Origin of the sequence: Algoriphagus aquimarinus (assembly GCF_900112005.1) — a bacterium.
Lineage (GTDB): Bacteria > Bacteroidota > Bacteroidia > Cytophagales > Cyclobacteriaceae > Algoriphagus > Algoriphagus aquimarinus.
On the sequence record NZ_FOKK01000007.1, the window covers coordinates 98,315 to 116,877 of the forward strand.

Sequence of the window (18,563 nt, forward strand, 5' to 3'; positions counted from 1 at the left end):
ACATGAAAAAGCTAAGTTTATTAATTCTCGCTTTTGCCTTGGCCCTATCTGCTCAGGCACAACTTCACGGTTACAAATGGAGATTTGGAGCCAGTGCAGGTACCACCAACTATCTGGGTGATGTGCGTCCCTTCAAGGTGGATAATTTCCAAAACTTCACTAAATACTATAAGCGGTATAAAACCTACTCTGATCAATTATCCTATCAAGTTTCTATAGAATATGCTTTAGGAAACTCGGTTGGCTTAATGTTGACAGGAGGCAGTTATCAATTCGGATCCGCTGATCGTTTTATACAAAATGACGGAACACTCCTTACAGAAAGTCCAACATTTGACCGTGCGCTGAATTTCCAAACAGACGTATACGATGCTGGATTATCATTTGTAATCAAGCCAGATAACAACTGGTTACTATCTGGCAAATCCTTTTTTGCTCCATACATAACTGTTGGCGCTGGGGTTCAAAGTTTCAAAATTCATGGTGATTTGCTAGACTCAAATGGCAATCAGTATGATTACACCAATACCTCGCTTATTCCCGATGGAGTATTCGAAACTGATCTCAGCAGTCTTGGAACCGAAAGATCTGATGGATATAAAACCACTACCTTTTATGCGAATCTGGGATTGGGCGTGCGTTTCAGGATCACAAAAAGCATAGAGCTATTTGCCCAATCTGATTTTAAAAGAACGAATACAGATTACTTAGATGACGTATCTGGCACTTATAGAAACAGCTATGATAATGCATTTCAGGAATACGCAGCTAAGCCAGGTACAAACCAAGTGACAAGTGACGATCCCTATAGAGGAATGGAAAACGGTAATCCAGACTGGTATATCTATCATGGGATGGGAATCAAATTTAGCCTAGGCGCCAATAAGAAATCCTTCAATCCTCCTGTGATTACACAGCGATACACCTATGTTCCAACTGAGCTATCCAATGCTCAAATGGCTAAAAATGAATCAGCGGAAAAGGCTGAAGAAGCTCCAAAACAAGTGACCAATAATTACTTCACTGTGATACAACTTCCTGCAAATGGTGTTTCGACATCTACTATTAAAGGGGGGATTAGTGATTCCACTGAATTAGCACAACTTGATGTACTCGTTGATTCACTTTGGACTGAGAAAGTAAATATACAAGCCAATGTAGCCGCACAGGAAAAAACATTAGTTGAAATTGATCATATATTCGATTTAATGGCGGCAGATTCTACTTTATCGGCAGATATCAGAGAGGCTAGAATCAGCAAACTTCAACGTGAGAAAACTGAGACTACGGATAAATTGAGTGTGTTAAATGCACATAAGAAAGTATATCAATTCAAATTGGATTCTATTCAAACTGTAAAAGGTATAAATACACCAACAGTTAGCGGATTAGATACTGCAAGTTTGATTAATCAATTGATTATTTACCCAGGTCAAGTAAGCAAAATTCTATATTCAGCCAACAAGGTAAATCTGGCTACTTTAGACTCAGCGGTCAAACAAGAATCACCTGTAGTTTCTTCTGGTCAGTCTACGAGAATGACAGAACCGACTAATACATTCACTCAAGAGCAGTTTGACGAGGAACTTAATAAGTTTAAGAAAGAACTACTTAAGGCGCAAGCGACAAGGGATTCAGCTTTGGTGATGGCATTTTCACGCAGATCACAAACAACGGAAGACATGGAAGCAGCGACCTATGCGCCTCAGGAAGCAACTATTAAATCAGCCAAAAGAGAAGAAAAGTTGGATAAGAAGAACAATGAGCTTCTCAAGGACGCACTCCTGGTAGGTGGAACAGCCGCTACTACCGCAGCAATTTCAACTAGCGGCGATAAGAAAAAAGCTGATGCTGTAGCTGCAAATGATTCTACTCTGAGAGCTAGAATCATACAAGACTCCTTGATTATAGACAGTTTATCGAGTATCCCTCACGTGGTAGACACGGTAAGGGTAACACAAGTAGTGGAAAAGACTATTGAGACTTTGATGAGTGAAAGCAAGGTGGAAGTTTATTTCGCTATAAATGAATCATCCTTGACTGATCAGGAGCGGGATAAACTTGCCCCTATTGCTGAATATTTAAAGAAAAATCCAGAAGTGATTGTAGAATTAGTAGGATTTGCAGACAATACAGGTTCTGTCGCTTACAACCTCACACTCACCGAGAAGCGTGTGGCGGCAGTGACCAAAGTTCTAGCGGATCATTATAGTATTGCTACCGAAAGAATATCAGTAAGTAATGGAGGATTAATCGTAAGAGGAAGATCAAAAGAGTCTGTAGAAACAGATCGAAAAGTAGAGATCAGACTACTTAAAAAATAAACTACAAGTCAGGTCATGAAAGCTTCGATTTAGAAATTGATGGTCAAAAAACAAGTCTTTGTAGCATTCCAATGAGTATATAGTAAGACTAAAGCGAATAAAGGTATGTAGACTACCTAAGACAACCCGTCAAAACCTAAAAGTTGAATAATCAAAAAGCACCGAGAAAGTCAAAAGATTCTCGGTGCTTTTGCGTTATTTGCGCTTCGAAAATTCCAATTACACAGCCAAATGTCTTTGTTACAAGTTCTTTACAAAAAAAATCTAATCGTTTCTTTCTTGTTTGTTACTCTTTTTTCAGGAGCTACTTTTTCATTTGGACAAGAAGCTGACAGCACGGTCAGCAAAGTAGAAAACAAGGAATCCTACCTCAACCACACATCAAAAGGATTTATCCTGAAAACCGAAGATGGTAAATATGAAATGCAGATTGCCGCTCGATTGCAGCTTAGGTTTGCACTACCAGATGATCAGGACCCCCTTACTTTCGCAGATTTCCGTAATCAAGATCAGCGCGTTTTCAAGATCAATAGAGCTAGGCTAAAAGTAGGTGGGCATGCTTATCAGCCTTGGATAAAATACTATTTCGAGTATGAACTTTCCAGAAGCTTATTACTGGATTACAGAGTAATGATCGAAAAGTGGCCTTGGCTGAAATTCAAGGCTGGCCAATGGAAAGTAGAGTTTACTAGAGAGCGATTCATCAGCAGTGGAGAGCAGCAGATGGTCGATCGATCGCTATTGAACAGAAAATTTACTTTAGACAGACAGCAAGGCGTGGAAGTTTACGGAAATCTTGATGGAGGTGGAATAGCAAATTTCAACTATTGGGCAGCTGTGCTTACTGGAATGGGACGAGGAGCTACTCAGAATGATGATTCCAAGATGATGTATTTTGGAAGATTCCAATGGAATTTCCTTGGCAGAGAAGTTCCTTTTTCTGGAGGAGACTTGAAAATCTCCCAAAAGCCATTAGGCCTTATTGCGATTGCTGCGGTAACGAACACCAGTCCATATACACGTTTTTCTACTTCAGGAGGAGGAAATCTATCTGGATTTGAAGGCACTAACGATGCACAATACACTGTAAAACAATACCAAGTAGAGACTGCATTCAATTACAAAGGTTTTTCTTGGGCAAGTGAATTTCACCGCAAAAATATCTACGACAACTTCGATGAAATCAGCACTGACTTGGGTGGTTTCTACGTGATGGCGGGATACTTTCCCTCGCAAATATTAAACTTCTGGCCTAAACCATTGGAGATAGCCAGCAGATATGCGGTCATTAGTCCAGATTTAAATATAGAAAGCAACAAACAACGAGAATTAGCTTTAGCTTTCAATTGGTTCTTTGCGGAGCATAAAAGTAAACTAACAACAGAATTGACCAGGTTTACCTTTGAAGATAAGGAACTTCCCCAAGACAATGAATTGCGTTTTCGCCTACAACTAGACATATCCTTTTAATGACTCGTATCTCGATCTTACTACTGTTTCTTGGGATTAGTTTTCCAATACTAGCACAGGATTCAGTAGTATATAAACCTAATCAGATTCGAGATTTTAAATTAATTCCTTTACCAGCTATTGCCTCCAACCCTGCGAACGGCTGGTTATTTGGTATCGCACCATCAGCTACTTGGAGGATGGGAAATCCAGAAAGCACTCACCTATCCAACTTAGTTGGCAACTTACTTTACACCACCAAAAAACAATGGTTAATTAGCTCCAGAAGCAATATTTTCCTTGCAGATGATAGTTGGATTTTAGTAGGTGACTGGCGTTTTTTCATCACTTCACAGCCCACTTTCGGATTAGGAAGTTCTACTCCAAATTTGCCGGAAGAAAACCCAAACCAATTAGGCGTCTGGCAGGGTGAACAACAAATGGATTACAATTGGGTCCGTTTTTACGAGACTGTACTTAAGCGAATTTCAACATCAAAGTTTTATCTAGGCGTGGGCTATCATCTAGATGTCTATTCTAAAATAGAAAACTTTATAGATGAAGAAATGGCGCAGGAACTAACTTTTTCTAATGATTTCTACAATCAGACGAAAGGGTTTGACCTAGATAAAAACACACTTTCCGGAATCACTTTAAATGCTGTAATGGAAAATCGTGACATGGCAGTATCCCCTTATGAGACCAACTTTGCTTTGATCTCTTATAAAATCAACCCGCAATTTTTAGGATCTAATCAATCCTCCTCTACTCTTCTACTTGACTATCGTCATTATTTCCCATTAAGTGAACATCGAAAGCGCCATTTAGTAGCAGTATGGAGTTATGCCAATTTCCTAGTTTCAGGAAATCTTCCCTATATGGCTTTACCATCCATTGGTTATGATATGTTTGGCCGCTCAGGTAGAGGATATTCTCAGGGTCGATTCAGAGGGGAAAGCATGGTCTACTCAGAGGCAGAATATAGATTCCCACTTCAGAAAAGCAAAGAGACTTTTGGAGGAACTGTATTTGTGAATGCAGCGAGCTTTGGAAGTAAACTGACTCAGGAAAACCTTTTTACAAAGCTCAATCCTGGCTATGGTTTAGGGCTTAGGGTGATGATCAATAAAGAAAACCGAACTACGATTTCTGCCGATTATGGCTTTGGCCAAAAAGGCAATTCAGGTTTTTACCTCAATATCAACGAGTCCTTTTAACCTTGAAAAACTGAAGTTAGATCTTCATAAAAAAGTAAATCTTATTAACGCAAAAAGCCCCGAAAAACTAGTTTTTCGGGGCTTTTATAATAAGTGACTTAAGTAGATTACTTAGCCTCGTTTTTCTTCGCTGTAACTTCAGCTCTGATTTCTTGTGCAAGATTTTTGATCGCTTGCATACCAGTTCTTACTCTAGTTCCGGCTGCTTTGTTACCGTTTTCGTAAAATTTCGCAAAGTCTCCTTCTAAAGAATCGACCAAATCTTTAACTTCTTGGTGTCTGCTCATAATTATTTTATTGGTTGGTTATAAATTATACTTCGATACAATAAACATCATTTATAGTGCCATTAGAAGTCTTTTGGCGTTTATTTTTAATTTTTAGTGCATAAAAATGATGTTTTCATTAAAACCTTCATTTTTTTCAATTTTCAGCAATTTTTCCTACTAAAAATTGAATTTAAAACTATGTCAAAAATGCTTCGTTACTCCCCACATTGGCTTGTTCTATGCCCAAAAGGGTTTAGAAGAGTCTTAAATCATCACTTTTTTGCCAGTTTCGGCAGATTTAAGGATAGCCTGAACTATACGAATATCCCGAAGTCCCTCCTCTCCAGGCACAGCTTGCGGTTTTCCATCCATAATTGTCTGGGCATCATCATCCATCTGCCACACTTGTTCCATAGGCTGCTGAAATGGGAAATTAATTTCACCAAGCGGACTTTTTCCTTTGATTCCTGCATAGGCTGAAAACGGCTCCATCTCTATCATACCCTTTTCACAGTTGATATTTAGAAAATTCATATTGTCTCCAAAAGAAGTTTTTATTGTACCTATTACACCTCCTGGAAATTCCAACTCCGCTTCTACAATCTCACCCAATCCGTCCTTATAGATATCAGGTCTCTCAGTCCAAACTTTTGCAGAGTTTACAGCTATAGGTTCCATTCCAGCTCCTAGTCTAGCACCCTGTATGGAATATACTCCCATATCATAAATAACTCCTCCACCCATCTCTCGCTTCTGCTTCCAGTGATCTGTTCTGTTTTCTCTATATCCTGCTGCGCAATCCAAGCCTAAAACCTTCCCTAAGCTCTGTTCCTTTACAATTTTCTGAAACGCCTTTGTATTAGGTTCGTGCTGGCATCGATAGCCAATCGACAAAGAAACATTGGCTTGCTTACAGGCATCTATCATAGTCTGACACTCGTCTACTGTCACAGCCATAGGTTTCTCACACCAGACGTGCTTACCGGCTTTTGCTGCACGCACTACATACTCCATATGCATAGAAGGTGGCAATACAATATAAATCACATCGATAGCTGGATTATCAGCGATGGAATCGAAGGATTCGTAATCATAAATATTTTTCTCAGGAATCTTATACTTAGTCTTCCACACCGCGGCTTTGGACGGTGTGCCAGTGACAATGCCAGCTAGGTAACACTTTTCTGTTTTTTCTAATGCCGGAGCTAGCAAATCTGTGCTATAATATCCCAGTCCAACTAGGGCTACTCCGAGTTTGTCCTTTCTGGACTTGGTGGAAGACATAACGCTGAGAGGTGAAACCATGCTAACTCCTGCACCAAGGGCAAGGGATTTCAACGTAGTTCTTCTCGAGATAAAATTCATAGGATTAAGGTTAAGGGTTTGAAAACTAATACACTTATCAAGATAATGCTTTCAATTTTACCTCCAAATAATTATTAAATTGAATGACGTTTAAAAAAATTCACTTCAACCTTAAATCAACATGAAAAAGTTCTTAATTCTCATTCTGTTCATTACTCCATTTTTGATCCAAGCACAAACTCAGATGCAACCCTATCTAAGCTTGGCAGACGCACTCCGAATATCGGATGCCGCAGAGGCCAAATCCAAAGCAGAGGGATGGAACATGGTGATTGTAGTAATGGATGCTGGAGGACATATGATTTCTCTTCGTAAAATGGATGGAGTACAGATAGGCAGTATCGATGTAGCCATAGGAAAAGCAAGGACGGAAGTCTATTTCAAGCGTCCAACAAAGGTTTTTGAAGATGCGATGAAAGTGGAAGGAGGGGCTAGAATAGCCACAGTACCAAATGCTGTAGCGATAGAAGGTGGTTTACCTATTTTTAAAGATGGAATCATTGTAGGTTCCATCGGGATCTCCGGTGCTAGTTCCGCTCAAGATGGCATAGTGGCTGTAGCTGCCTTAGCTGTTTATTGACTCCAATCACTTAGCTCAGGAAAAGCACTTTCTCAAAAGGATCGATAGCGCAGGTATGCCCGGACAAACCATAGAATCTTAAAATCTCGACTTAAAAGTCACTAGGCTACAGAACCTTATGCCATTTAACTCCGTCTTACTTTACTCAAACCAAATTTCATTCAATCCCCTAATCAACCAAACTCAACACGTATGAAAATCTTTACTTTACTATTCACCTTAGCTTTTACAGCTTTCTCATTTGCTCCAGAAATAGCAACGGTGAATACCGCTGAAAGCACAATCACCTGGACTGCTAAAAAAGTAACCGGTCAGCATCATGGAAAAGTGCCTATCACGGCTGCTACGCTTGATTATCAAAACGGAAAAATCCTCGGCGGAACTTTCGAGATGGACATGACCAGCTTAACTGTCGAAGATCTTACAGATGCAGGTATGAACAAAAAGCTGACAGATCACCTGAAGTCGGATGATTTCTTTTCCGTAGAAAAGCATAACACATCAAACTTCAAAATCACGGAAGCAAAAACAAGTAATGGAAAAGACTACGTGCTCACTGGAGATCTTACAATCAAAGGAATCACTAAGCCTGTTAGTTTTCCAGCTACAGTAGCAGTAAATGCAGGTAAAATAACCGCAACAGGGAAGTTGACATTTGATCGTACACACTATGACATCAAGTTCCGCTCAGGATCATACTTCGAAAACTTAGCTGATAAGCTAATCTATGACGACGTAGAGCTTGACGTGAAGTTAGTAGCAAGTGAGTAATCACTAGTAGAACCAACAGTAAGGCCGGGAAATCCCGGCCTTTCTTGTTTATAGGCTTTCAAGCCAACTATTGATTACCAATTAAGGCCTACAATAGAACTATTGTTACATCGGTCATCGGCCACTCAACATCCAGCTTCCCTAAATATCCCACTTCACCGTAAACAAGCCATACCTCGGCTGAACCAAATAAGAATAGGTGCTGATCAAATTCTCTGTAAAACTATCTCTTCGGATGGATCTGGTGTCAAGTATATTCCAAACCGTAAATCTAAATTCCCAAGGACTAGACTTACCCTGATAGCTGATGAAAGCATTGAAGAAATCAAATTCACTTTTTGTTTGTGAAGCCTTGTTCAAATAGGCATTATACGTATAATCCGCATTTAGCTTCAGCCCCTTCCAGATATCCCAGTCAATTTCTATTTTCGGACTGTGGGTACTAAAGGTATTCTTAGCATTCGTGGACTTATAGAAGTTTTGATCCCAAGTATAGCCCAAATCAACCTCCACCTTTTTCATAAATGTACTGGTGAACTTGAAGAAGTATGAGTGCGCAAACTGACTGTTGTTAATCAGATTTTGATCGACAAGACTATTGGTAGAGTACGTATTCCAATTTCCTCCCCCACTTAATTTGAATGATTGAAATCGCTTATCTGCCTGCAAGCTTGCAGTCAGGGTCTCATTGATAGGATCAATGTTTTGAATACTCATGATTCGATTGATACCCTCAAAATTAGTCGTATTCACCAGATCTTGATGCTTTCTAGACCAAGTCAGATTTCCAAAAAGATTGAGTGCAGAGAAGAAATCAAAATGATTGTATCCTAGTGACTGGGTGTAAAACAAGCCGTTGTCCAATTGTCTATTTCCCTGGAAAATTGAATTGTAATCCGATACCACCAGGCCTTGGGCAAGCTTCTGGATATCCATAAAGTTCGCCTGACTGCTGAAGCGATAGGTAAGCGAGCGATTGGATTTGATGCTCCACTTGGCATACATGCCTGGAAGCAGCACAAGCTTATCATTCCTCAACTCATCCTCCATTTGCACATCATTCCAAGCATATCTGTGGAGATAAAGCGAAGGACTGATCACCACTGACTTCCATTTGGTCCTGTAAGTCATACCCAGATACAAATCCTGAAAGTTAAAACGGGAGTCATTTGTAAAAGCACCTAAATCTACCTCCTCAGAAGTGTCCGCCTGTTTCACATCTCCAACTAGCTCCTGACGTGTATCCGTATAACCCAAACTCCAATTGATATGATTGGTAGGATTAAGTATCAGGTAATAGTTGAAAGCACCTTCAATCGTGCGGGTTTTAATATCCTGAGCTTGTAAAAAACGATAGGTATCTCTGTCCAAAATCGGCACAATACCTCCAAAAGGCTTTTGGTTTGTAGTCAAATCATAGAGTGGATTCTGGTATTTTTTCTCCCAGTTCACTTCCATGGAAAAGACTCTTTTATCCGAAGGAGCATGAAACCACTCCCCCTTCTGCTGAAGTGCATACGGCTGTCGACTTTGATAACTGGCAATTTGTTGACGTGTTTGCCCAAAGTCTGAATCTTGAAAGTTCTGATTAGCGATATCGGCCAACTTCCCAAAAACACTATACTTCACGTACGTTTCCTCCTTAGGAGTAAAGGTCACTGAATACTTCATCAGGCCAGATTTATTCTCGACAGTACTGGCTGAAGTCAGCGTTTCCTGATTGTTTTCATCTGATCTCAAATAGGTTCTTTGAGAAGTTGAACCCAGTTTGTTTTTGGAAGCTGAACCTATCACAAAACCTGAATGCCTCCATTTGGAGCTAGGGTTATAATTCAAATTCACTGCCGCTAGCTCCGTTCTCAAGTCACGGGCATTATTGCGTTGCGCCATGGGAATACCTAGATCATCTGAACTTACACTCAGCGAAGAACCGGACTTACCTGCCAAACCAGCCAACCCCCCGCTGAACCTGAAATAATCCTGAAGAGTAAAAGCCAGTTCTCCCACGTTATTGGCATCGGCGATCAGGTTGAGATTCACTTTTGGAGAATAGTAAAATGCATTCGCATGCCCCAAATACCGTTCTTTGGGTCCAGCACCTGCCGTCAAATCTCCAAACACAAGATTCTTCTTACCGTCCTTGAGCTGAATATTTAGTGCTAGACTCTCGTCATTATCCAGTCCACGTACAGGACCTACTTCATTGAAATTCTTCAAGACTTGTACCCGATCCACTGCATTTGCAGGAAGGTTTTTAGTAGCAAGTTTGGTGTCACCATCGAAGAAATTCTTGCCATCCACCATTACCTTATCCACTTTTTTGCCCTGCACTTTCACTTCACCATTGTCATCTACTTCGAATCCAGGAAGCTTTTCCAGCACATCTTTAAGCTTCCGCTCCGTGCCCGTAGTGAATGCATCGGTTTTGTAAGTCAGTGTATCGCCTTTCATGGTAATCGGTAGCTCCGTAACTACCTCCACCTGATCAAGCATGGTTTCGTCCTGACTCAGGATGACTTTTATCTGCTCCTCGTCAGACCAGTCCGCGATTTTCACTTCAAACTGCTTGTACCCAACAAAAGAAACACGAAGCAAATATTCAGACCCTGGAGCCAACCCTAACTTAAATCGGCCTTCCCCATCGCTGATGCTAAATCCGCCGATCTTTTGCGTAGTCTGGTTCACGGCTACCACATTAGCATAGGCAATGGGCTGATTTAGGCTATCCAGCACCTGTCCTATCAGGTTTTTATTTTGGGAAAAAGAAGGAAGGGCTATCAGTAGGAAAAATCCGATTGCAATAAAACGCTTTAGAAATAACATGAGTATAGTTTGCAAAAGGATCAATTCCCGATTTTGATAGTCATGCGATTTCCATCTCCTGGCTTGCCCGAATATCGCTTCATCATCTCATTCATCTTCTCTTCAGAAAGGGCCTGATAATCTTCTCTGTTGATCATTTCTCCCTTTTTAGGGATTTCTATTTTGACTGGATCAGTTGGATTCAATACGATTCTCTCGGCGATGTAAGTCATTCCGTTGTTTTGCAATTCCAGTATCAGTCCCGGCAATCCCCAAAAATCACTGGGTCCATGGCTCACAGGAATTTGCATGGTAAACCAAGCAGTGACATTCACCGTGTCCTTGCTAGCTTCCATTTCCTCCTTACCCATAGAAAAAACTTTGCTATCAACAATCCTCGAATAGATGGCTTTTTGGCAAGTGTAGTCTCCTATTTTTTTACTTTCTCCGGTCAATTCCCAATCGTAATTCCTCAGGCTATCTTTCACCAGAAAACCTTTACCCATCAGATCCTCTTCCTCTATGTAATTTTGCTCAGCAACATTCTTATAGAGTAGTTTATCCTGATTTCCCGCACTGATCATGATAGTTGCCCCGCCGGAAGATGCTGTAGCTGGACCACCTCCTAGACTTTCTACCTGCTTCCAGTTTGATTCTGTCTGAGAAAAAGTAAGTATATATTCACGCTCCATCTGCTTCTTCAATTGCTTCTGAAGATCGGCCATGACATCAGGAGCCATTTTGGTGCTATCCATAGAAAATGAAATCTTGGAAGAAGATTTATAAAAGGCTCTGCCCGTAAGTCCTTGAGCAATGGCAGTGATAATAGAGCCCATCAGTGCGAAAGCGAGAAATAGTAATCGTAAGTTCATAGCAGTAAATTAGTTGCTACAAACCAATGCAAACTGCCCCTACAACTGAGTTAACCAGTGTTAACGTGTGTTAACATTCAGTTTTATATATTTCTAAGCCTCTACTTTAGCCCCGTGAAAAAGCTACAATTTAAGCGAATAGGTCTTCTGATTGCCCTCACTTTGCTGGTAAGTATTGGGGTGCAGATTTATAGAAACTACACCCAGTTCAAGCAAAATGAAGCTCAGCTTGTGGCTGATATACAGCAGAGTTTGGATAATGCGTTGGAGGTTTACTTCGCTGATTTGGCTAAAACTGATGTGATCACGCTTACTGAAAATAGAACTTCCGGCTTTATGCTCAAGTCAGAAAGATCAGCTGATTCAGATTCTTTAGAAAATGACTTTTTCAAAAATATTGGAGAAAGTAAAATACTAATGAAGACTCTAGAAAAAATGGAAGCTGGAGACACTTCGAATGCTAATTGGTTTGGGAATCTGGACGACAAAAAAAACTTTCGCTTTGAAGCCCATTCAGACACACTGAAAAACATCAATCCTGACCAAATTCAAAGCATCAATATATTTCGCGGCTTGAACGCGGCGGACAGCATAAGTAATCTCAAACTCCTCACTAATCGTATCATCATATCCATTACACGTGATTCTCTGAATTTCGAGAAAATAAGCACGCTGGTAAAGGATGAACTGGATAGAAAGGAAATCGCGATAAACTATGGACTGCTACACTACGAGCACGACACCATTTCAGGATCGTTCAATTATCCGGCTTTGACAGAAATGCCATTTTCTACAGTTTCAAAGTCCACTTTCTTGCCTCGTGGTCAAAAGCTGGAAATGTACTTTGAAAACACAGCATTGACCGTTCTAAAGCGAGGGATTTTGGACATCCTTATGTCAGTCATTTTCCTACTAATTATTGCAGGGGCGTTCTATTACCTCTACCAAACAATCAAAAACCAAAAGGAAATCGCTGAGATCAAAGAGGATCTGATCGGGAATATTACTCATGAATTCAAAACTCCTATAGCCACGACTCTTTCGGCCATAGAAGGAATAGAATTATTCAATCCGGAAAACAATCCGGAAAAGACTAAGAAGTACCTCGGAATATCCAAAAGTCAGATGCTCAAATTGAACTTGATGGTGGAGAAGCTTTTGGAAACTGCCACGCTGGATTCAGAGCAGTTTATTTTACAGAAAGAGGAAATTAATCCTATTCCTGTGCTTAGGTCTTTGGTGCAGAAGTTCCAAACCTTATCACCCGAGCAAGAAATAGAACTAGTCGTTCCTTCCAAAATCTCAGCTATCAACGTAGATCCTTTCCACTTTGAAAATGCCTTATCTAATCTTCTCGACAACGCCCTCAAGTATGGCGGTGATGAGGTTCGGATTACTGTTGATCAAGGTGCAAATACTCGAATTCGCATTTGGGACAATGGGGGAAATATTAGTAGCGATCAAGAAGAAAGAGTTTTCGAACAATTCTATAGAATCCCAAAAGGAAATCTCCATGACGTAAAAGGATTTGGTATAGGGCTGTATTACGTGAAGAAGATCATCGAAAAACACAATGGCAAAATAGAACTGGAATCATCTACAAAAAGCACATCTTTTATCACGACTTGGGCATGAGCAAAATCAAGATTTTATTAGCTGAAGATGAAATGGCCTTAGGTATGATCATTCAAGAAAGTCTTGAAAGCCGAGAGTTTCAGGTGACGCTTTGTGCTGATGGATTACAAGCTTGGGACAGCTATCAGAAGTCCAAACCTGACGTGCTGGTCTTGGATGTGATGATGCCTAAAAAAGATGGTTTTACCCTCGCTGAGCAAATTCGGAAAACTGACCCTTACACTCCAATCATTTTTCTGACTTCCAAATCTCAAACAGAGGATGTACTCAAAGGCTTTGGGTTAGGAGCCAATGATTACGTACGAAAACCCTTCAGCATGGAGGAACTTATCGTCCGAATCAAAGCTCAACTTAACCGATTACAACTCCGTAAAAATCAGTCTGATTGGATGAATTTGGGAAAGTATAAGTTTCACGCTACAAAACAGCTTTTAAAGCTAGAAAATGAAGAGTGCCATCTCACTGCCCGTGAATCCCAGCTACTAAAAATCCTCTTGGAAAATGCCAATCAAATCACGGATCGAAGTTTAATTCTAACACAGATCTGGGGATCTGATGACTTTTTCAATGCCCGAAGTATGGATGTCTTTATCACCAAGCTTCGTAAAAAACTCCAAGAAGATACTCAAATCCAGATCTTAAATGTGAGAGGATTTGGGTACAAGTTGGTGTGCTAGGCAATTGGGTTTAGGCTTAACATCTTTTAAAGCATTTTAATACAAACCCGGAAAATTAACCCTCCGATTGCTACGTTATAAAAGCGAAGAAAATCTTAACCCTAACAAGATTTTGTGTGGAGAGAAGTCGGAGGCAAGGCTGCTTGGATTTTAAGGAAAAAAAACCAAGCAGTCACCTCTGCACCACGCAGGTTTTCTGCGCCCCATTCAAAGCACTACCACAGTGAAAATAGGAAGAGCTTACTTTTTGGCAATGAATTGGAATACCTAATTCACTCGAACCAATTTTCAAATTCCTCAAAAATCTAGCATTTACTTAGAATTTAACAGAAAAAATTGGGAGTTTGATGGCCTAAAGCACCATACCCAAATCATAATGCGAACTACCATCCTCTCTTTCCTTTTTCTATTTAGCTGTTCACTAATTTTTGCTCAAAGTAAACTAGATACTAAACAGCTTGATAGTAAACTACAAGCCTTACAAGAAGCGACCAAAACAGTTGGTTTTTCGGTCGCTATCGTGAAGGGTGATGAAATTCTATACGCTAAAGGGTTTGGATATCGGGATTTGGACAATAAGTTGAAAGCCGATGAGAATACACTCTACGCAATTGGATCCTCCTCTAAGGCATTTACAGTAGCACTTTTGGGGATTATGGAAGAGGAAAGGGGCTTGAAATTCAACGATAGCCCAAAGAAATACCTACCTGATCTAAAATTCTATAATGATGAGTTGAATAATCAGGTGACTATTTTAGATATGATAAGTCACCGAACAGGCTTGCCTAGACATGATATTTCTTGGTATTTGTTTCCAACAGAGGATAAAGACAGTTTGTTAAGTAGAGTCAAATATCAGGAACCTTTCACGGGGGTTCGTGAGCAATGGTACTATAATAATTTTATGTATTTGGCTCAGGGCCTCATCACTGAAAAGCTGACCGGAAAAAGCTGGGAAGACAACATTAAAGAGCGATTTTTCATACCTCTGAATATGGCTACTTCCAATGTAACTATCGAAGAACTACAGAATCATAGTAATATCTCAAAGGGGTATGTTTTGGAAGAGTTTGAAACAAACAAAATCACACCATACTACAATATCGCTGCAATCAGTCCTGCGGGAAGTATAAATAGTAGCGTAAAAGAAATGACGAATTGGTTGAAGATCTGGCTAAACGAAGGGGCGCTGAATAACATTCAAGTCCTACCTAAAGCATATGTGGAGAAAGCAATCAACCCGCTGATGCTCGTTGGTGGTGGTATCGCAGACAAACAATTCCCTGATCAACATCTTAACAGTTATGGATACGCCTGGTTTACTTCATCCTACAAAGGACATTATAGACTGGAGCATGGTGGAAATATCGATGGCTTCTCCGCCAACGTATCATTATTCCCAGCAGATAAAATCGGTATTGTCATCTTAAGTAATCAAGATGGTTCTTCCTTGCCTACGCTAGCAAGAAATATGATTTCAGATGAAATTTTGGGTTTGGAAAAAACAGATTGGGTGGGCTACTACACCGAAAAACTGGATAAAGCCAAGGAGCAACAAAAGGAATCTAAAACAGAAAAGAAATCCAACACCGTTCCAAATACCTCGCCTTCACACGGATTAGCAGAATACACTGGTAAATACAACCATCCAGGCTACGGCACATTCAACATTGTATCTACAAATGACTCACTCTGGGCTCAGTTTCCTAGAGAACGTATGTATTTGAAACATACACATTACGATGTATTTGAGCCATTTATGGTAAAAGAAAACAAGGTTGACACCTTATCAGGATTAGGTATCAATTTTAATTTCCGCTCCAATGATCTAGGAGATATAGAGTCGGCAAATTTGAAAGTGGAACCAACATTAGATCCTATCACTTTCAAACGTAGTCCAGAAGAAGCTAAAGTTTCTACCGCAACGCTAGCGTCCTACGTGGGTACTTATACTTTGTCAGGAACTGAGCTGAAAGTTAGCATGAAGAACGAATCGTTGATGCTATTCGTCCCAGGACAGCCTGAATATATGCTTACCGCTACGCAGGAAAATGAGTTTATCATCAAAGGGTTGTCAGGCTACAAAGTGCGATTTGAAGAAAAGGAAAGTGTCTTAAACATGCTGCTAATTCAGCCAAACGGGACCTTTACCGCAATCAAGAAATAATTCGCTCATGAATTCTTCAGTTACGGTCGTAGGTTCAGGAATAGTAGGCCTGACATCAGCCATACTTCTTCAGGAGTCTGGTTTTGATGTGAAACTGATTGCAAGATCTGCTTATGATAAGACTTTATCATCGAAGGTTGGCGCTATTTGGTTTCCTTTTGAAATCCACCCAAAAATTAAAACCAATACTTGGGCGACTTTGGCTTATCGACGCTACGAAACTGAGGTCATGGACGGAACTGGAGTAAAATTCATTCCTTTCATCACTGCCTACACAGCTGACAGTAATATAGATTGGACGAGTCAACTTCCAGCCGGAAAAGTCAGGAAAGCAACTTCGGAAGAGATTCCAAAAGGGATGCAAATGGCTTTTGTATCTGAAGTCCCATTGGCGGAACCTCTTTTGTACCTGCCACACCTTTTCGAGCGATTTATAGCAGCTGGAGGGGAATTTCAACAACAAGAGCTTTTGACACTGGAAGAACTAGCGGCATTGGATAGTACAGTGATCAACTGTACTGGACTGGGAGCGAAATCACTCTGTAATGATGACGACTTGCACCCTATGAGAGGGCAAATTCTTCGTTGCGAGAAAATGAATGTAGCTTCTTTTGCAAACGCCACTCAAAAAGGAGGTTTGAGCTATATTATCAACAGAAGTAACGACTGTGTAATCGGTGGAACTGACTACGAGAATGATTGGAATGAATCCATCGATCCTGCTGACACCGAGTTAATCCTAAACAGACTTAAATCATCTGGAGTATCCCAAGAACCTGAAGTGCTAGAAGTCATCGTAGGATTGAGGCCTAGAAGAAGCGCTGTTCGCTTTGAATTTGATTCAAGATACTCAAATGTATTCCATAATTATGGACATGGAGGAGCAGGATTTACGGTTGCTTGGGGATGTGCGATTGAGCTAGCTGAAATTTTATCGAGGAAATAATCGCCCGGTAAAACTCTCCTAAAAGGCCTAGACCGAGGCAGGTATTGCGTAAATACGTCCTCAATAGATTAAATATCCCATTTATATAAATGGATTCTATTACTGGTAGAAAAAGACAATCTTTACCTTATACTCAATTATAAAGATTCAAGCTTTTCGCCCAAATGAAAAAACTATTACTCTCCCTCACTATTCTTGGTACAGCTTTGTATTCCTGTACACCGAAAATAGGCTCTCTAATTAATGTCTCAGAAGTAGAGCGTATTGAAACAGTGCTTTCTGCTGATGATATGAAAGGAAGGCAACTTTTCAGTCCAGAATTGGACAAAGCTGCTGACTTTATTGCTGGCGAGTTCCAGAAAAGTGGCTTAGAATTTTTCGGTGAAAATGACTCGTATTTGCAGAGTTTCAACATGCTGCTGGCAACACCAGCGCAAGTCAATGGAAATCTGGATCAGGAAGCGTTAAGCGGCAGCAATGTGATGGTGAATTCTACCTCAGAATCAGTAAAAGTAAATTCTCTTACGGATTATGAACTGGTCAAGGTAGCCAAGGATGCAAATTTCACTCAGTTAGTTTCCCCCCTTTTGCGTAGCGAAAAGAATGTAGTGGTGCTAATCGACCCTTCGCATGCGAGTAACTTTGCAAGATTGGCAAGGTCAACCGGCAGAGCCAAATTCCCAACTGATTATTCTCAGGTGTTTATTATTACAGAAAATTTAAACCCTAGATCTTTAGCGCTGACTGTTACAAATACAGTGACAAAGCAACCGCTCAAGAATGTGGTAGGAGTAATTCCGGGAAAATCTAAGAAGGATGAATATGTGGTTTTCGGAGCACATTACGATCACATAGGCATTGGCAGACCTGATGCAAACAATGACAGTATTTACAACGGAGCTAATGACAATGCCGCCGGAACTACCGCAATCATGATGCTTGGGAAATATTTCAACAAGTTAAAAGACAATGAGCGCACCTTGATTTTTGTCGCATTTACTGCAGAAGAATCAGGTGGATTTGGAAGTACTTATTTCAGCAAGCAGCTTGACCCAGACAAGGTTGTCGCCATGTTCAATATTGAGATGATCGGCACAGATAGTAAGTGGGGGCCAAATTCTGCCTACATCACAGGCTTTGAAAAGAGCTCCATGGGAGAAATACTTCAGAGAAATTTAGTCGGCTCCAAATTCCATTTTGAGCCAGATCCATATCCTAAGCAGAACTTATTCTACCGAAGTGACAACAGAACCTTGGCAGAATTGGGAGTTCCGGCACATACTATCTCTACTTCCAAAATGGAAGAAGCGCCAAACAATGAGCCTAATTACCACAAGGCAAGTGACGAGATCGGCACCTTGGACATGGATAATATGACCGAGGTAATCAAGGCAATCGCGCTCAGTAGCAAGACTATTATCAGCGGAGAAGATACGCCAACGCGGGTTGAGAAGTTAGATTGATTTAACTAGGAACTACTATTCAATCG

The 18,563-nt window shown here is 40.5% G+C and carries 14 protein-coding genes; 10 read left to right on the forward strand and 4 right to left on the reverse strand.

The genetic code is table 11. From position 1 onward, the window contains the following. Nucleotides 1–2 precede the first annotated feature (2 nt). The 3 genes from BM291_RS10845 to BM291_RS10855 all read left to right on the forward strand — a co-directional run bounded on the left by BM291_RS10845 (nt 3) and on the right by BM291_RS10855 (nt 4,990). A complete protein-coding gene (locus tag BM291_RS10845) occupies nt 3–2,324 on the forward strand; it encodes an OmpA family protein (RefSeq protein WP_092897257.1) in 2,322 nt (773 codons plus the stop codon). 279 nt (nt 2,325–2,603) lie between these two features. After that, a complete protein-coding gene (locus BM291_RS10850) occupies nt 2,604–3,794 on the forward strand; it encodes a porin (protein ID WP_245786837.1) in 1,191 nt (396 codons plus the stop codon). Beyond that, a complete protein-coding gene (locus BM291_RS10855) occupies nt 3,794–4,990 on the forward strand; it encodes a BamA/TamA family outer membrane protein (RefSeq protein WP_092897261.1) in 1,197 nt (398 codons plus the stop codon). Before BM291_RS10850 ends, BM291_RS10855 begins: the two co-directional genes overlap by 1 nt. A 107-nt stretch (nt 4,991–5,097) precedes the next feature. On the opposite strand, the gene BM291_RS10860 is transcribed toward BM291_RS10855, so the two are convergent. After that, nucleotides 5,098–5,277, reverse strand: a complete 180-nt coding sequence (locus BM291_RS10860; RefSeq protein ID WP_092897263.1) for a histone H1 — start codon at nt 5,275–5,277, stop codon at nt 5,098–5,100. 246 nt (nt 5,278–5,523) lie between these two features. Then, the gene (locus tag BM291_RS10865; protein ID WP_092897265.1) at nt 5,524–6,624 is read right to left on the reverse strand and encodes a Gfo/Idh/MocA family protein; all 1,101 of its coding nucleotides are present in this window, start codon (nt 6,622–6,624) and stop codon (nt 5,524–5,526) included. Nucleotides 6,625–6,745: 121 nt separating this feature from the next. On the opposite strand from BM291_RS10865, the gene BM291_RS10870 reads away from it, so the two are divergent. Together BM291_RS10870 and BM291_RS10875 are read left to right on the forward strand one after the other, a co-directional pair. Beyond that, complete coding sequence (locus tag BM291_RS10870) at nt 6,746–7,204, forward strand: GlcG/HbpS family heme-binding protein (protein WP_092897267.1); 459 nt, start codon at nt 6,746–6,748, stop codon at nt 7,202–7,204. 192 nt (nt 7,205–7,396) lie between these two features. After that, nucleotides 7,397–7,975 carry a YceI family protein gene (locus BM291_RS10875; protein WP_092897269.1) on the forward strand — a complete coding sequence of 193 codons (579 nt, stop codon included), beginning with the start codon at nt 7,397–7,399 and terminating at the stop codon, nt 7,973–7,975. 141 nt (nt 7,976–8,116) lie between these two features. On the opposite strand, the gene BM291_RS10880 is transcribed toward BM291_RS10875, so the two are convergent. Together BM291_RS10880 and BM291_RS10885 are read right to left on the reverse strand one after the other, a co-directional pair. Then, nucleotides 8,117–10,798 (reverse strand): TonB-dependent receptor, encoded by a 2,682-nt coding sequence (locus BM291_RS10880; RefSeq protein ID WP_092897271.1) that lies wholly within the window; start codon nt 10,796–10,798, stop codon nt 8,117–8,119. 20 nt (nt 10,799–10,818) lie between these two features. After that, on the reverse strand, nt 10,819–11,649 hold the full coding sequence (locus tag BM291_RS10885) for a GLPGLI family protein (RefSeq protein ID WP_092897273.1): 831 nt from the start codon (nt 11,647–11,649) through the stop codon (nt 10,819–10,821). A 114-nt stretch (nt 11,650–11,763) separates the two neighbouring features. Here BM291_RS10885 and BM291_RS10890 point away from each other — a divergent pair, with 114 nt between their 5' ends. The 5 genes from BM291_RS10890 (at nt 11,764) to BM291_RS10910 (ending at nt 18,537) form a co-directional block, all read left to right on the forward strand. Further along, a complete protein-coding gene (locus tag BM291_RS10890) occupies nt 11,764–13,284 on the forward strand; it encodes a sensor histidine kinase (RefSeq protein ID WP_092897275.1) in 1,521 nt (506 codons plus the stop codon). Beyond that, nucleotides 13,281–13,961, forward strand: coding sequence for a response regulator transcription factor (locus BM291_RS10895; RefSeq protein WP_092897277.1), 681 nt, complete (start codon nt 13,281–13,283; stop codon nt 13,959–13,961). Before BM291_RS10890 ends, BM291_RS10895 begins: the two co-directional genes overlap by 4 nt. Nucleotides 13,962–14,337: 376 nt before the next feature. After that, complete coding sequence (locus BM291_RS10900; protein WP_092897279.1) at nt 14,338–16,128, forward strand: serine hydrolase; 1,791 nt, start codon at nt 14,338–14,340, stop codon at nt 16,126–16,128. 7 nt (nt 16,129–16,135) lie between these two features. Further along, nucleotides 16,136–17,074, forward strand: coding sequence for an FAD-dependent oxidoreductase (locus BM291_RS10905; RefSeq protein ID WP_092897281.1), 939 nt, complete (start codon nt 16,136–16,138; stop codon nt 17,072–17,074). 164 nt (nt 17,075–17,238) lie between these two features. After that, nucleotides 17,239–18,537, forward strand: coding sequence for a M28 family peptidase (locus BM291_RS10910; RefSeq protein ID WP_092897283.1), 1,299 nt, complete (start codon nt 17,239–17,241; stop codon nt 18,535–18,537). Nucleotides 18,538–18,563 lie beyond the last annotated feature (26 nt).

Excerpts from the sequence above, each read along its gene's own strand:
- BM291_RS10880 (WP_092897271.1), bottom strand. The coding sequence starts at position 10,798 with ATGTTATTTCTAAAGCGTTTTATTGCAATCGGATTTTTCCTACTGATA.
- BM291_RS10845 (WP_092897257.1), top strand. The coding sequence starts at position 3 with ATGAAAAAGCTAAGTTTATTAATTCTCGCTTTTGCCTTGGCCCTATCT.
- BM291_RS10865 (WP_092897265.1), bottom strand. The coding sequence starts at position 6,624 with ATGAATTTTATCTCGAGAAGAACTACGTTGAAATCCCTTGCCCTTGGT.
- BM291_RS10860 (WP_092897263.1), bottom strand. The coding sequence starts at position 5,277 with ATGAGCAGACACCAAGAAGTTAAAGATTTGGTCGATTCTTTAGAAGGA.
- BM291_RS10885 (WP_092897273.1), bottom strand. The coding sequence starts at position 11,649 with ATGAACTTACGATTACTATTTCTCGCTTTCGCACTGATGGGCTCTATT.
- BM291_RS10910 (WP_092897283.1), top strand. The coding sequence starts at position 17,239 with ATGAAAAAACTATTACTCTCCCTCACTATTCTTGGTACAGCTTTGTAT.
- BM291_RS10855 (WP_092897261.1), top strand. The coding sequence starts at position 3,794 with ATGACTCGTATCTCGATCTTACTACTGTTTCTTGGGATTAGTTTTCCA.
- BM291_RS10895 (WP_092897277.1), top strand. The coding sequence starts at position 13,281 with ATGAGCAAAATCAAGATTTTATTAGCTGAAGATGAAATGGCCTTAGGT.
- BM291_RS10905 (WP_092897281.1), top strand. The coding sequence starts at position 16,136 with ATGAATTCTTCAGTTACGGTCGTAGGTTCAGGAATAGTAGGCCTGACA.
- BM291_RS10875 (WP_092897269.1), top strand. The coding sequence starts at position 7,397 with ATGAAAATCTTTACTTTACTATTCACCTTAGCTTTTACAGCTTTCTCA.
- BM291_RS10870 (WP_092897267.1), top strand. The coding sequence starts at position 6,746 with ATGAAAAAGTTCTTAATTCTCATTCTGTTCATTACTCCATTTTTGATC.
- BM291_RS10900 (WP_092897279.1), top strand. The coding sequence starts at position 14,338 with ATGCGAACTACCATCCTCTCTTTCCTTTTTCTATTTAGCTGTTCACTA.